Below are 13,097 nucleotides of genomic sequence, written 5' to 3'. Positions count from 1 at the left end.
CTGCGCGCTGCCCTGCGCGCCTCCCTCCGCCCCGCACCGCACCTCCTCGCTCCGCCCCGTTCCGACCGGCCCCGCGTACCGCCCCGGCCGGCGCACACCAGGGCGTAGAGGGCGAGCAGCGCGGTGAGCGCCTGCCAGGGGCGCCCGGTTCGCCGGGGTGGGGAGGTACGCATCGGAGCTCCTTGGAGGGGAACGTGCGCGAGGTCGTGCGGGCGGCCGCGCCGGCCGGGGCGGTACGCGGGGCCGGTCGGAACGGGGCGGAGCGAGGAGGTGCGGTGCGGGGCGGAGGGAGGCGCGCAGGGCAGCGCGCAGCGACGCCGGGGACCGGTCCCGCGGACCGGTCGACAGCGCGGTGGAGCGACTGCACGCAGGTTTTACATCGTTGAAAGGACGCTGTAAACCCTCCCCGCACGGGGCCGGGCGACGGGCCGATCCGCCAAGTCCACCGTGACCGGGGCGAGTCGGGGGATCCCCGCAGGTGCGGCCGCCCCCAGCGGTCTCAGGACTCCCGCACCGGATCCGCACCGTCCGTACGGCCGTCGCCGGCGGGCGGCCGGGCCGGCTCGGGTACCGACGACCGCGGCGTCCCGGCGGTGGGGGAGGGCGGCACCGGGGCGGACGCCCTGGCCAGCTCGGCGGTGAACTGCGCGCCCGCCAGCAGTGACAGGTGGGAACTCCACAGCCACACGAGGAACACGACCACCCCGGCGAGCGAGCCGTAGACCCTGCTGTACGTGCCGAATCCCGTCGCGTACAAGGAGAAGCCCGCCGAACCGGCGAGCCAGAGGAGCACCGCCAGCGCCGCGCCCGGCGCCGCGTGGGAGCGGCCCTTCGCCGCGGCCGGACCCGTCCGGAAGAGCACCACGACCAGCAGCGCGACCAGGGTGAGCAGGCCGAGCCAGCGCAGCAGGGTCCATGTCGTCGCGGACACGAGGTCGATCCCCAGCCAGCCCTCGACCGTGGCCGCGACCGGCTGGGTGAAGACGAGGACACCGGCACTGGCCACCAGAAGGGCCAGCAGGAACAGCGCGTTGAGCACGATCAGCGGCGCGGTGTGGAGCGCGGGGCGGCGGTCCTCGACCCGGTGCATGGCGTGCAGCGCGCGCCGGAAGACCGCGAGATGGCTGGAAGCCGACCAGAGCGAGCTGACACTGCCCGCGCCGATCAGCACCCAGGCCGCCGAGCGTTCCTCGGCCAGTCCGCGCAGCGCGTCCCGGAGGGTGGCGCCGGACTCGGCGGGCGCCCAGGAGGACACCAGGACGATCAGCCGGTCCGTCCCGTCCGGACTCACCAGACCGGTCAGCGTCACCGCGACGAGCAGGGCGGGTACGAGCGCGAGGATCGCGTAGTAGGTCAGGGCCGCCGCCCAGTCCGCCACGTCGTCGCGCCACAGGGCCACGGGGGTGGCCCGCAGGGCCGGCCACCAGCGCCGTGCCGAACGGGTCGCGGTCGACCGCGCGCCGCGAGCACGGCGGGCCGCGCGGTCGACCAGGCGGGGGCGGTGAGTCGTCATCGTTCGCTTCCAGGTGTCGCGGGGGTCCTCCAGGCCCGTCTACCCACGGATCCGCAGGTCAGACGGCGCGGCGTGTGCCACTGCGTACATCCTGCCGCCCGCGCGCCCCGCCGGCGGCACCCGCCGGGCCGCGCGCGTGCCGTCGAGGACTCCCGCGTACGCCGCCCGGCCCGCCGGAGGCCGGGCGCCGGGGCGCCCCGCGCCCACCCCCGCGCGGCGGGGGGCAGCCCCGTGGTCCGGCTTCCTACTCGGTGCGCAGGGCCGTGGCGGTACGGGTCCGGGCCGCCCAGCCGGCGGGGAGCAGCGCACCCAGGACGGCGATGGCCAGGCCGCCGAGCGCGAGCGGGAGCAACTCCGCCCCGTGATGGACGGCGATGACGGAACCAGGGAGGCGCAGCCCCACGCTGTCGCCCATCGCGGGGACGACTCGGCCGTGCAGGGCGACACCGAGCGGCACTCCCAGCGCGCCCGCGACCAGACCGGTCACGGCGACCGAGGTGACGACCATCGCGACCGTCTGCCGGGGCGTCATGCCGAGCGCCTTGTGGACACCGATCTCACGGACGCGCTCGCGGGTGTCGAGCAGCACGCTGTTCAGCACGCCGAGCGCGGCGACGGCGACGAGCATCAGGGTGAGGGTCACGGACAGCGCGTCGAGCGTGACGACCATGTCGCCACCCGCGCCGAGCCCCCCGGCCTGTGCGGTGACGCCCAGCGGTGCCAGGTCCTTGTTCAGCGCGTCGACGTAGGCGGAGACCTCGGTGCCCGACGCGACGGCGATGTGATGGCTCGTCTCCGTCAGGTCGGGACGGGCGGCCGTCAGGGTCGAGGCGTCGGTGAAGACCTGCATGCCGTCGTTGCGGGGGTCGAGGACCTCGCCGACGATCCGGACCGTGACCGGTTCGGCCAGGCCGTTCAGGGTGACGGTGTCGCCGACGCTGGTGCCGGTGGTGGACAGGAACGGGGTCGGGACCACGGCCTCGCCGGGTCGGCCGATCCAGCGCCCCGACACCATCGTGTAGCCGCCCCACGAGGCGTCGCCGGTGAAGGCGATCACGTCGACGGTGCCGGTCAGGCCGGACACCGTCGCCCGTACCGTCGCGGCGCTGTAGTACCGCCCGGTCCCGGTGCCGGCCTCGACTGCCGCGGCGACCGCGGCGGGATCGACCTCGGGCCGCTGCGCCAGCCCGGGGCCGCGGCCGGGACCAGGCCCCTGAGGACCGAAGTCCGGCAGCGGCGCGGGCACCGTGACGTCGGCGGCGTCATGGGCCTTGGCCTTCATCACCTCGCCGAGCGAGGCGCTCAACCCGACGGTGAACGTGACGGCCACGGTGCCGAACAGGACCGCCGTGCCCATGGCCAACGCGCGCACCGGCCGGGCGAACGGCCGGGCCAGGCCCAGGGAGACCGGCCGCGGCAGCGGCAGGCGACCGGCCGCCCGGGCCGCCCACCGGCCCCGCCCGGCCGCAGCGGCGCGCCCGACGGCGAGCGCGTCGACCGTACGCAGGCGCCCGGCCCGCCAGGCACTCGCCCACGCGGTCGCCGTCACCAGACCGAGCACCCCGGCGACCACCGCCACGTCGACCCCGGGGGCGACGGCCAGGGACGAGGTGCCGTAGACCTCCCCGGTCTCGGCCAGGACGGGAACCGCGAGCAGGTGGCCGGCGAGGACGCCGAGGGCCGTGCCCACGGCGGACGGGATCAGCGCCTGGCCCACGTAGGCCCGCACGACCTGGACCGGGGTGAAGCCGACGGCCTTGAGGACGCCGATGCGGTGCGTTCCCGTGCCGACGGCCGACGCGACGACGTTGCCCACGACGAGCACCGACATGAGCAGGCCCAGGGCGCCGAACGCGAGGAGGAACGGGACGTAGAGGGCGGTGTCGCGCTCGGCCGCCCTCCTGACGGTGAGCCACGACGTCTCGCCGACGGCCGCTCCCGGAGGCAGGGACTCCGTCACGGCCCCGCGGCCGGCGGTGACCTGAGCGGCGGTGSCCGCGTCGGTGAAGCGGTAGAGCATCTGGTACCCGCCGCCCCCGGGCGCGGTGAGCGCCGGCATCTGGGACGGAACCACCCAGGCGTCGGCGGTCCTCGTGACCGAGCGGGCGACACCGACCACGGTCAGCGTCGGATCGCCGGGCAGACCGGGAAAGGCGAGCTCCATGCCCAGGGCCGGGAACAGCGCGGAGTCCGCGGACACCGCGATCTCGCCGGCCCGGGTGGGCCACCGGCCGTCGAGCAGGGCCACCTCGTCCACCTCCCGGCCGGGATCGCCCCGGCCGACCACGGTCATCGGCCAACCCGGCCCTGCCCCGTCCGACCGCGGGCTGACCGTCGCCGTACGGAACGGCCCGGCCGCGGCGCTCACCCCCGCGGCGTCCGCCGACCTCGCCAGCTGCCCGGCACCCACCGCGCCCGCGTCGAACTCCACGGACAGATGCGCGCCGCGCTGCCCGGCGAAGGCATCGTCGAAGGGAGCGCCGGAGACCACGAGCAGCGATCCACCGAGGACGGACGCGGCCACCGCCATCATCGCGGCGAGCCCGATCACCAGCGTCTGCACGCGGCGGCGCCCCACCCCCGAACGCACGACCCTGCCGAGTCCGCTCATCGGACGACCTCCGGCGCGACGTCCCGCGTCCGGACGTCCTCGGTGATCCCGCCGTCGGCGATCCGGACCGTACGGTTCGTGCAGGACCCGGCCAACGCCAGGTCGTGGGTCACCACGACGACGGTCTGGCCCTCGGCGTTGAGGTCGGCGAGCAGCCTGCTGACGTCCTGTCCGGCGGCCGTGTCCAGCGCCCCGGTCGGCTCGTCGGCCAGCAGCAGCGCCGGACGGTTCATCAACGCCCGGGCCACCGCGACGCGCTGCCGCTCGCCGCCCGACAGCCTCCCCGGATAGGCGCGGGCGTGCCGGCCGATGTCCAGGAGTTCGAGGAGTTCCGCCGTCCGGCGGTCCGCCTCGCCCCGTGCCGTACCCGCGAGACGCGCGGGCAGCACGATGTTCTCGGTGACGGTCAGGTCGTCGAGGAGGTTGAAGAACTGGAAGACCATGCCGATCCTCGACCGCCGGTGGAGCGCCGATCCCGCTTCGCTCAGCCGGTCCACCCGCACCCCGTCCACGGTGACGGTCCCCGAGTCGGGCCGGTCCAGTCCCGCGATCAGGTTGAGCAGCGTGGACTTGCCGCTCCCGGACGGGCCGAGGACCGCGACGGCCTCGCCCGGCCGCACGGTCAGCGACACCTCGCGCAGGGCGGGCGGGCCGTCGTCGTATCGGCGGCTCACCTCGCGCAGTTCGATCACGGGCTGGGTCATGAAGGGCTCCTCGGGCCTCGGCGACGGGATGCGTGCACGCTAGGAGCGGGCCCTGCCCGCACGCGTCGCCCGCCCGAACGCCTTCCGCTACCGCGTGGGGATGAGCGCCGGTGACGTCATCCCTGCGATGTAGGCGGGCGATGTACGCGAGGCGGCGGGAATGACCACCGGGACGGACTCGGTGGATCCGTGCGACGGCGACAATGAACCGGTGAGGAACGTACGTACGACGCTGGTGCGGCTCGGGGAAGCCGCCCGCCGGACGGTTCGCGACGCCGGGGTGCCGAGCGGTCCGCCGCCCCGGCCCACCCGGCGCGCCTGGCGGTTCGACGTGCTGGTGGCCCTGGTGCTCGGAATCGCCACCGTCTACTACGGCGTCGACAACGTCGGCAACGTGGTGTTCCGCGAGATCGCGCCCGGCGTCGTGCTCGCGCTACCGCGCCCGTCCGGCCCCGCCGGCCTGGCCCTGATGGTGACCCTCGCGGCCGTCGCCTCGGGCGCCCTGGTGCTGCGCCGCCGCTGCCCGCTCGCCGTGCTGTTGGTCGTGACGGCCGCGACACTGGCGACACCGCACAGCGTCATGCGGCTGACCTTCTACGCGTTCGTCATCGCCGTCTACAGCGCCGCCGTGTACAGCCCGTACCGGGTGGCGACCCTGACGGCGCTGCCGGTGTCGGTCGTCCTGGTCGGCACCTCGGGGAACTCGGTGACACCGATCGTCCCCAACGAGTACATCGCGCTGCTCATCCTGGGGCCGATGGCCGTGGCCGCCGTCGGCCTGCGCACCTGGAGACTCCGGACCGACGAGGGCCGCAGCCGGCTCTCCGCGCTGGAACGCGAACAGACCGAGGCGCTGCGCCGGGCCGTCGAGCACGAACGGGCCAGGATCGCCCGCGAACTGCACGACGTCGTCACGCACAACGTCAGCGTGATGATCATCCAGGCGGGGGCCGCTCGCACGATCATGAAGACCTCGCCCGACCGGGCCGGCGAGGCGCTGCTCGCCGTCGAGGCGGGCGGCCGGGYCGCCATGACCGAACTCCGCCACGTCATGGGACTGCTCACCACGACCGACGAGGACGAGGCGGCGGACGCGGCCGACCCGGCCGCGGAGCTGGCCCCGCAACCCGGCCTGGACCAGCTGGAGACGCTGGTCGGACGGGTGCGGGACACCGGACTGCCTGGAGACGCTGGTCGGACGGGTGCGGGACACCGGACTGCCGGTCTGGTCGTCGGCGAGGAGCACCCGCAGCGGCTCGGTCACGATGCCTCCAAGGGGATCAGGGCCTCCACACGGTAGCCGCCGGTGAGCCGGCGGCCGGCGGTCAGGGTTCCGCCGTGGACGGCGAGGCGCTCGCGCAGCCCGATCAGGCCCCGGCCGCTGCCGGCGCCCGCGCCCGGGCTCGAACTCGCCGCCTACCGCGTGGTCCAGGAAGCCCTGACCAACACGGTGAAGCACGCGTCCGGCGCCGCGGCCGCCGTCACCGTCGAGTACGGCACGGAACGGCTCCGGGTGGAGGTCACCGACAGCGGCGGACTCCCGGGCGCGGGCGCCGGCAGCGGCCGGGGCCTGATCGGGCTGCGCGAGCGCCTCGCCGTCCACGGCGGAACCCTGACCGCCGGCCGCCGGCTCACCGGCGGCTACCGTGTGGAGGCCCTGATCCCCTTGGAGGCATCGTGACCGAGCCGCTGCGGGTGCTCCTCGCCGACGACCAGACCCTCGTGCGCACCGGGTTCCGGCTGATCCTCGGAGCCGACGGCATCGACGTCGTCGCCGAGGCGACCAACGGGGCCGAAGCGGTCGAAGCGGTCCGCCGTACCCGTCCCGACGTGGTGCTCATGGACGTCCGGATGCCGGAGATGGACGGCCTGGAGGCCACCCGGCGCATCCTCACCGGCGCGCCGGACAACCCCCGCGTCATCATCCTGACCACGTTCGACCTCGACCGGTACGTCTACGCGGCCCTGTCCGCCGGAGCCAGCGGCTTCCTCCTCAAGGACGTCACCCCCGAGCACCTGACCGCGGCCGTCCGCACCGTCCTCGCCGGCGACGCCCTCCTCGCGCCCGCCATCACCCGCCGCCTCGTGCAGCGCTTCACCCGGCACGGCAGCGACACCGCCGCCCTGCACCGCGACCTCGCCTCGCTCACCCCGCGCGAACTCGAGGTCCTGGGCCTGCTGGCCCGCGGACTGAGCAACGCCGAACTCGCCACCCGCCTCCACGTGGCGGAGGCCACCGTCAAGACGCACGTCGCCCGCATCCTCGCCAAGCTCGGACTGCGCGACCGCGTCCAGGCCGTCATCGTCGCCTACGAGACGGGGCTGGTCAGCGCCGGCGCACGCGAGGTCGCCCCAGGGGGCCCCGGGGCACAGGCGTAGACGGAGGCCGGGACCGGGAACAGCCGCCGGAGCACCGGCCCGACCCCCTCCCGTCCGGGCCGCCGTACCTCCGTGGCCGTCGCGCGAGCCGGGACGCGCGGGCAACGCGGACGCCCTGCGACGCGTCCTTCAGTGCATGATCGAGTTTTTCGACGCCGCCACGTCCGACGAGGACGAAGAGACCGTGCGCCCCGGGCCGTTGTGGCGCCACGCGGTGTGGGCGGCGGGCATCGCCGTCCTCGGAGTGGGACTGGGCTGGGGCACCGGTCTCTTCCGTATCGGCCCCGAGGACTACGGACTGCCGTCCACCGCTCCGGGGCCCCTCTGGCCGTACCTGGCCGCCTGGACCGCGATCGGCTTCCTGACGGCGGCCGTCCTGCGCGCCACCGCCGCGCGCGTGCCGGTCTACGCTCCGGGGCGGATCGGCTGTGTCCTCACGCTTCTCGGCACCCGCCTCTCCCTGGGCTGGCGGCCGGACGCCCCCGTGCTGGCCGCCCTCGGCGCGGCCGCGCTGGCGGCGGCGGCCGTCTGGTGCGCCCTGGCGCTGCGCACCGGCTCCCGCGGCACCGACGCGCCCGCCGCCTGAGCGTGCGGCGGCCGTCTCACGCGCGCCGCGCCCCGCCGTGGGCCGGCGGGCGGTCGCCGGTGACCCGGACCCGCAGGACGTACGGCCGGCCGCTGCTGATCGCCTCGGCCTGCTCGCTCAGGTCCGCGCCGGTGAAGCCGAGCAGCGCGGCGTCCGCGGCCCGGCGCAACAAGGGCAGGATCTCGGCGACCGGGCGGCCCCGGTGCGAGACGGCCAGCTCGGCGAACGCCTTCTGGTACGGCGCGCCGTACGCGCTCGCGCTGTCCGCGAGGAGGTGGTCGAGATGCCGCTGGTCCACACTGATCTCACCCATGGCCCGCTCCCGTGCCTCGGTGGCCGGCAGTCGCCCGACCCTTGTCCACGACGCTACGACGGGGGTCTGACAACGTCCCTGACCTGCGACGACGGGCCCGGTCGGCAAGGCGCGCTACAGGCCGGTGACCTTCCCGCTCGCCGACAGCTCGTACACCAGCGTGACCGTCCGCCGGCCGCCGGGCGGGAGGGCGACGTCCCAGCGGACGATGCCCTCGGCGTCGACCGCGTCGGGCACCGGGGAACAGGACTCCTCGCGCAGCCGGACCTCCACCGCGGAGACCTCGGAGACCGGGATCCGCTCCCGCAGGGCCACCACCCGGTCGCCCTCCTCACCGGGGGCGGAGAACCGCGACAGGTGCAGCCTGACCGTGCGGGTGACCACGGTCCGCTGGGTGAATCCGGTGGAGTCGCGGGACTCCTCGGTGTGCCGCACCACCCGATGGTCGTCGCAGCTGCCGAAGGCCAGCTCGACGGCGGCGCCCGGCGCGGCGAACGCGAGGGTGCCGCGGCCGACGGACCCGCTGCCGCGCACGAGGTCCACGGGCCCGGCGAGCAGCGCGTGGCCGGAACGGTTGTCGAACCGGGCCACCTGGGTCACCAGCGGGGACAGTTCCGGCGAGCAGCCGTACTCGCGGCGCGCGCCCGTCGTGAACGACGACAGCGGCACGCGGTGGGCGCGGCCGTCGCTCCGCACCGAGACCGGCACGTCGGACCGCAGCACCCGGGCCTCACCGCCGTCGTCCACGCCCGGCAGGCCGAGCACCGGAGCCGGCCCCAGGGTCCCGATCTCCTCCTCGCGCAGCTCGACGTCGACCGTGCGGCGCTCCGCGGCCGAGCGGTCCTTGAGGGTCAGCCGGTCCTCGCCCAGCCGCGGCGGCTCGGAGGCGAGCGCCGAGCGCGCCGTCGACAGCGTCAGTGACACGCCGGACCAGTCCTCGCCGGTGCGCTGCCAGACCATCGCGTCGGTCTCCAGCGTCACGGAGTCCCCGTCGAGCACGGCCCGGTAGGCGGGGCGCCACAGCGCGCACGAGGTGAGGTGGCCGAGGCGCAGGCCGACCGGTCCGGCGAGGGCGGACTCCACCGTCAGCTCGACGTGGCCGACCAGCTCGGCCGGCTCCTCCTCGGAGAAGTCCAGGACCCGTTCGGCCTCGCGGAGTTCGGCGGCGACGGCGGCCTGCCGGGCCTCCGCGATCCGCAGGCGCTCGCCGTACGTGTCGCGTTCCTCGTCCACCCGGTCCAGTTCGCCGGTCCAGCGCGGGCCGTCGGTCTCCCCGGAGCCGGCGCCCTCGGCGATCTCCCGCAGCAGGTCGGTGGCGAGCCGGCCGAGGAGGTCGAGCCGGGTGCGCAGCCGGTCGGCCTCCCGCTCCAGGGTGAGCGACTCCTGTTCGAGGGCGCTCACGCGCCCGCGCAGCGCCGAGTCGTCCGCGCCCGCGGAGAGCGGTTCGCGCGGTGTCCAGTCGCGGACGATCCGCACGTCGAGCACGGTCGCCGGGTGATCGGCGGTCAGCTCGGCGTGCAACGTGCGGTCGACGGCCAGCGCGCTGACCGGTCCGAGGCGCAGCCGCTGCACCCCGGCCGCCAGGTCGAGGACGGCGGAGCGTTCGACGTGGGCGCGGTCCTCCAGGCAGGTGACGGCGGTGACGGGGAGCGGGATCGGCTTGGTGGTGGTGGACATGGGGTGTGTCAGCTCCTGCGGTTGCCGTCGACCAGGGCCTTGGCGGCCGGGATGCGGATCTCGTAGCCGCCGTCGAGAGCGGTGGTGCCGCCCGCCGGCAGGTCCACGCGCCAGAGGCGGGTGCCCGGGGCGTGCCGGTCGGCTCCGGCGCCGTCCTCGGGGGTCGTCCAGTCGGCCCGTTCCTCGATGCGCACCTCCGGTTCCGAGGTGACGGGCACCCGTTCGCGGACCTCGACGGTGACCGGCGCGGCGAGCCGGTTGGCGAGCTCCACGCGGACGCGGTGGTCGAGCACGGTGGTGTTGCTGCGCAGGCCCGAGGTCGACTCCCGCAGGTTGGCGCGGCGGGTGACCCGGACGCCCTCGGCCGGACCGAGCCCGACCCGGCGGACCGCGCCGGGCGCGAGCGTGGGCAGGGCGGCCGTCAGCAGGAAGTCGCCGTCGACGGTGACCTCCACCGGACCGGCCAGCAGCGCCTGGTCGGTGGCGTTGGAGAGCACGAGGGTCGCGTAGACGGTCTCCTCCACGGACGGCACGCAGAGGTACTCGGTCCGCAGACCGACCGGGATCTCGCCGACGGTGACGGTGTGCCAGACACCGTCCGACGGGATGTCGGCGCGGGCGGCGGCGTCGAAGCGGTGGTCGAAGGACCCCGCGGACTCGCGGGGCCGTACGCAGTGCCCGGGCAGCGGCAGCGTGGCCACCGACTCCGCGCGGCGGCGGTACTCGTCGGCCACCGGGTCGAGGGGCGCGCCCGGGAACAGCCGGCCCCGGCGGCCGCCGTGCGCCTCGGGGCCGGCAAGGACGAGGCCCGTGTAGTCGAGTTCGGTGTCCCGGGGCCGCGGCGGACCGGCCGGCCGCGTGGCACCGGCGAGTTCGGTGTCCCGGGGCCGCGGCGGACCGGCCGGCCGCGTGGCACCGGCGCCGCCCCGATGGCTCCCGCGGCCCCGGCCGCTCCCGGCGGCATGACGGCGCCGCCGGCGGGCGGGGCCCGGCGGCGTCGTACGCCGTGAACAGGTCGGCGAGACCGGCGGGCGGCTCGCGCCAGCCGGACGGGGCCGGGGCGGACTGGCGGCGTCCCACCCGGACCGAGCGGAGCTTCGGGAGCTCGGTGCCCCGCCGCAGGTCGGCGGTGGCCAGGGCGATGCGCACGCCGGTCCAGTCCTCGCCGGTGCGCTGGGCGACCGAGGCGCGCAGCACCAGCCGTCCGCTGTCGTCGCCCTGACGGTGGGTGAGCCGGTAGGCGGGCACCCAGACAGCGCCGGGAACGCCGTACTCCAGCTCCAGCGCCACCTCCGCGTCGCCGGCGCCGGCGAGGGTCAGCAGCGCCGAGACCGTGGTCCCGACGTGGGCGGCCGGGGTGGCCGTGGAGGCGCGGGCGAGACGGTCCGCGGCGACCTCGTACGCGTGCTCCGCGCGGCGCAGCGCCTCCTCACCGTCGGCGAGGCGTTCGTGAAGGCCCGTCAGCCGCCCGTCGACGAACTCGGCGAGCTCGAGCCACGCCTCGACCGGCGTGCGGCGGTGCGGGTCCTCCCGCTTGCGGGCCGGAGGGGACGGGCGCAGCGCGGCGACCTCCTCGATCCGGCGCAGCAGGCGGTCCCGGCGTCCGGCGGCCGCCTCGTACTCCGCCCGCAGCCGCTCGACCTCGCGCCGCAACGCGTCGGGTGCCTCGGTGCCGAGCGGTTCGGCCTCGACCTCCACCCGGGCCTCGGTGACGCGTACCCCGTCGGCGCCGAGCACGCGGGCCCGCAGCGATCCCGGGTCGAGCGAACGGGGCAGGCCCGTCACCCGTACCCGGCCGTCCGGCCCCACCCCGCCCCGTGCCAGGCGGCGGCAGACCGCGCCCCGCGCGTACACCACGACGGAGTCGAGGGTCGACTCCCACCCGTGTTCCGTGTCGGCCGTCATGTGCTCCGCCCCCCGTGCCGTGTCCGTGCTGGGCGAAGCCTACTTCGAGGAGGCCCGGGTGCCGGAGGGGATCCCGAAGTCGGCGGGACGTCCCCGCGTGAGGACCGGGGCGTGGTCGGTGCGCCGTCGTGGGCGGACGGACGGCGCTCTCCCGGTCCGGGCGGCCGGATTCAGCGGCGCACCCCGTCGACCGCGATGTGCAGGTGGCGCGGGCCGCGCAGCACCGCGTTGTGCCGGTACGGCGGCGGGTCCTCCAGCAGACGGGGGTTCTCCAGGCGGCGGGCCAGTTCGGAGAGGGCGATCTGGGCCTCCAGCCGGGCCAGGGGCGCCCCGAAGCAGCTGTGGATGCCGCTGCCGAGGCCGAGGTGCTCCACGTCCTCGCGGTCGGGGTCGAAGCGGTCGGGGTCCGGGAAGCGTTCCGGGTCCCTGTTGCCCGAGGCCAGCACGAGCCAGATCCGTGCTCCCTTGGGGATCGTGACCCCGCGCACCTCGATGTCCGCGACGCAGGTGCGCTGCGGCACCAGGTGCACGGGCGGCTCGTAACGCAGCAGCTCCTCGACGATGTTGACGGCCAGTCCGGGGTCGAGCCGCAGCCGGTCGAGGACCTCGGGGTGCCGCAGCAGGGTGAGCATGCCGTTGGTGATGAGGTTGACCGTCGTCTCGTGGCCGGCGATGAGCAGCAGGACGCTGGTCGTGAGCACCTCCATCGTCGTCATGCGTTCGTCGCCGTGACCCGCCACCAGCTGGGACAGCATGTCGTCCCGGGGCTCGCGGCCGCGCTCCTCGACCAGCCCCGCCAGGTACGTGCCCAGCTGGATCCGTGCGTCGGCGGCGACCTGCCGCCGCGCGGGGTCGTCGCCGTCCGGGTCGGGGTCGAGGGCGGCCACGATGGGGTCGACCCAGGACCGGAAGCGCGGCTCGTCCTCGCGCGGCACCCCGAGCAGTCGGCAGATCACGGTCACGGGGAACGGGTAGGCGAACTGGTCGACGAGGTCGATCCGCTCGGTGTCCCCGAGGCCGTCGAGGAGCCCGGAGACGATGCCGGCGAGTTCGCCGCGCAGCGAGTCGATCCGGTGGGGGCTGTGCGGGGGGCCGAAGGGGCGGTTGGCCATCCGCCGAAGCCGGTCGTGCTCCGGCGGGTCGAGCCGGATGAAGCTCGGCGGCAGGTTCGTCTCCTCCGCGCCACCCGGCTCGCCGGTGTGGCCGCCGGCGGTGAGGTTGGCGGCGTCCGAGCTGAGCCGGGGGTCGTGGAGCAGGTTGAGGATGTCCCAGTACGAACCGATGACGTAGGGGCCGCCCTCCTCCTCGTGCAGGACGGGGGTCCTGCGCAGCTCCTCGTAGAGCGGGTAGGGGTCGGCGCGGTTGGCGTAGTCGGTGATCCGGCTCAGGAGCGAGGCTCGCGTCATGGG

At 75.6% G+C, this 13,097-nt stretch carries 10 protein-coding genes and 2 pseudogenes; 4 read left to right on the top strand and 8 right to left on the bottom strand.

Annotated elements, in window-relative coordinates; translation table 11 throughout:
* Window positions 1-499 precede the first annotated feature (499 nt).
* The 3 genes from EAO71_RS26565 to EAO71_RS26555 all read right to left on the bottom strand — a co-directional run bounded on the left by EAO71_RS26565 (window position 500) and on the right by EAO71_RS26555 (window position 4,828).
* Window positions 500-1,513, bottom strand: a complete 1,014-nt coding sequence (locus EAO71_RS26565) for a YihY/virulence factor BrkB family protein (protein WP_147980349.1) — start codon at window positions 1,511-1,513, stop codon at window positions 500-502.
* Window positions 1,514-1,757: 244 nt separating this feature from the next.
* Window positions 1,758-4,124: an ABC transporter permease gene (locus EAO71_RS26560; RefSeq protein ID WP_187282839.1), complete on the bottom strand. Its 2,367-nt coding sequence runs from the start codon at window positions 4,122-4,124 to the stop codon at window positions 1,758-1,760.
* The gene (locus tag EAO71_RS26555; RefSeq protein WP_147980348.1) at window positions 4,121-4,828 is read right to left on the bottom strand and encodes an ABC transporter ATP-binding protein; all 708 of its coding nucleotides are present in this window, start codon (window positions 4,826-4,828) and stop codon (window positions 4,121-4,123) included. Before EAO71_RS26555 ends, EAO71_RS26560 begins: the two co-directional genes overlap by 4 nt.
* A 160-nt stretch (window positions 4,829-4,988) precedes the next feature.
* Between EAO71_RS26555 and EAO71_RS26550 the strand changes: the two genes are divergently transcribed.
* The 4 genes and pseudogenes from EAO71_RS26550 (at window position 4,989) to EAO71_RS26530 (ending at window position 7,793) form a co-directional block, all read left to right on the top strand.
* Entirely contained in the window at window positions 4,989-6,128 is a 1,140-nt protein-coding gene (locus tag EAO71_RS26550; protein ID WP_261992369.1) for a sensor histidine kinase, read from the top strand.
* Between the two features lie 69 nt (window positions 6,129-6,197).
* Window positions 6,198-6,509: pseudogene (locus tag EAO71_RS26540) on the top strand (ATP-binding protein); the annotation flags it as partial.
* Window positions 6,506-7,207, top strand: a complete 702-nt coding sequence (locus EAO71_RS26535) for a response regulator (RefSeq protein ID WP_147980347.1) — start codon at window positions 6,506-6,508, stop codon at window positions 7,205-7,207. The pseudogene EAO71_RS26540 and the gene EAO71_RS26535, both read left to right, overlap by 4 nt.
* Before the next feature lie 136 nt (window positions 7,208-7,343).
* Window positions 7,344-7,793: a hypothetical protein gene (locus tag EAO71_RS26530; protein WP_147980346.1), complete on the top strand. Its 450-nt coding sequence runs from the start codon at window positions 7,344-7,346 to the stop codon at window positions 7,791-7,793.
* 16 nt (window positions 7,794-7,809) lie between these two features.
* Here EAO71_RS26530 and EAO71_RS26525 read toward each other — a convergent pair whose 3' ends face one another.
* The 5 genes and pseudogenes from EAO71_RS26525 to EAO71_RS26510 all read right to left on the bottom strand — a co-directional run bounded on the left by EAO71_RS26525 (window position 7,810) and on the right by EAO71_RS26510 (window position 13,094).
* On the bottom strand, window positions 7,810-8,106 hold the full coding sequence (locus EAO71_RS26525) for a hypothetical protein (protein WP_147980345.1): 297 nt from the start codon (window positions 8,104-8,106) through the stop codon (window positions 7,810-7,812).
* A 114-nt stretch (window positions 8,107-8,220) separates the two neighbouring features.
* A complete protein-coding gene (locus tag EAO71_RS26520; RefSeq protein ID WP_147980344.1) occupies window positions 8,221-9,783 on the bottom strand; it encodes a DUF4139 domain-containing protein in 1,563 nt (520 codons plus the stop codon).
* Window positions 9,784-9,791: 8 nt separating this feature from the next.
* A complete protein-coding gene (locus EAO71_RS39195) occupies window positions 9,792-10,544 on the bottom strand; it encodes a DUF4139 domain-containing protein (protein WP_410094008.1) in 753 nt (250 codons plus the stop codon).
* Between the two features lie 364 nt (window positions 10,545-10,908).
* Window positions 10,909-11,688, bottom strand: a pseudogene (locus EAO71_RS39190) (DUF4140 domain-containing protein); the annotation flags it as partial.
* A gap of 170 nt (window positions 11,689-11,858) precedes the next feature.
* Window positions 11,859-13,094, bottom strand: coding sequence for a cytochrome P450 (locus EAO71_RS26510; RefSeq protein ID WP_147980343.1), 1,236 nt, complete (start codon window positions 13,092-13,094; stop codon window positions 11,859-11,861).
* Between the last annotated feature and the right edge of the window lie 3 nt (window positions 13,095-13,097).

The organism is Streptomyces sp. MS191 (assembly GCF_008042125.1).
Classification (GTDB): domain Bacteria; phylum Actinomycetota; class Actinomycetes; order Streptomycetales; family Streptomycetaceae; genus Streptomyces.
This window is presented reverse-complemented; position numbering and strand designations above follow the sequence as displayed.

What these genes read in the sequence shown, in the direction of transcription:
- EAO71_RS26510 (WP_147980343.1), bottom strand. Translation starts at nt 13,094, where the DNA reads ATGACGCGAGCCTCGCTCCTGAGCCGGATCACCGACTACGCCAACCGC.
- EAO71_RS26520 (WP_147980344.1), bottom strand. Translation starts at nt 9,783, where the DNA reads ATGTCCACCACCACCAAGCCGATCCCGCTCCCCGTCACCGCCGTCACC.
- EAO71_RS26565 (WP_147980349.1), bottom strand. Translation starts at nt 1,513, where the DNA reads ATGACGACTCACCGCCCCCGCCTGGTCGACCGCGCGGCCCGCCGTGCT.
- EAO71_RS26530 (WP_147980346.1), top strand. Translation starts at nt 7,344, where the DNA reads ATGATCGAGTTTTTCGACGCCGCCACGTCCGACGAGGACGAAGAGACC.
- EAO71_RS26525 (WP_147980345.1), bottom strand. Translation starts at nt 8,106, where the DNA reads ATGGGTGAGATCAGTGTGGACCAGCGGCATCTCGACCACCTCCTCGCG.
- EAO71_RS26555 (WP_147980348.1), bottom strand. Translation starts at nt 4,828, where the DNA reads ATGACCCAGCCCGTGATCGAACTGCGCGAGGTGAGCCGCCGATACGAC.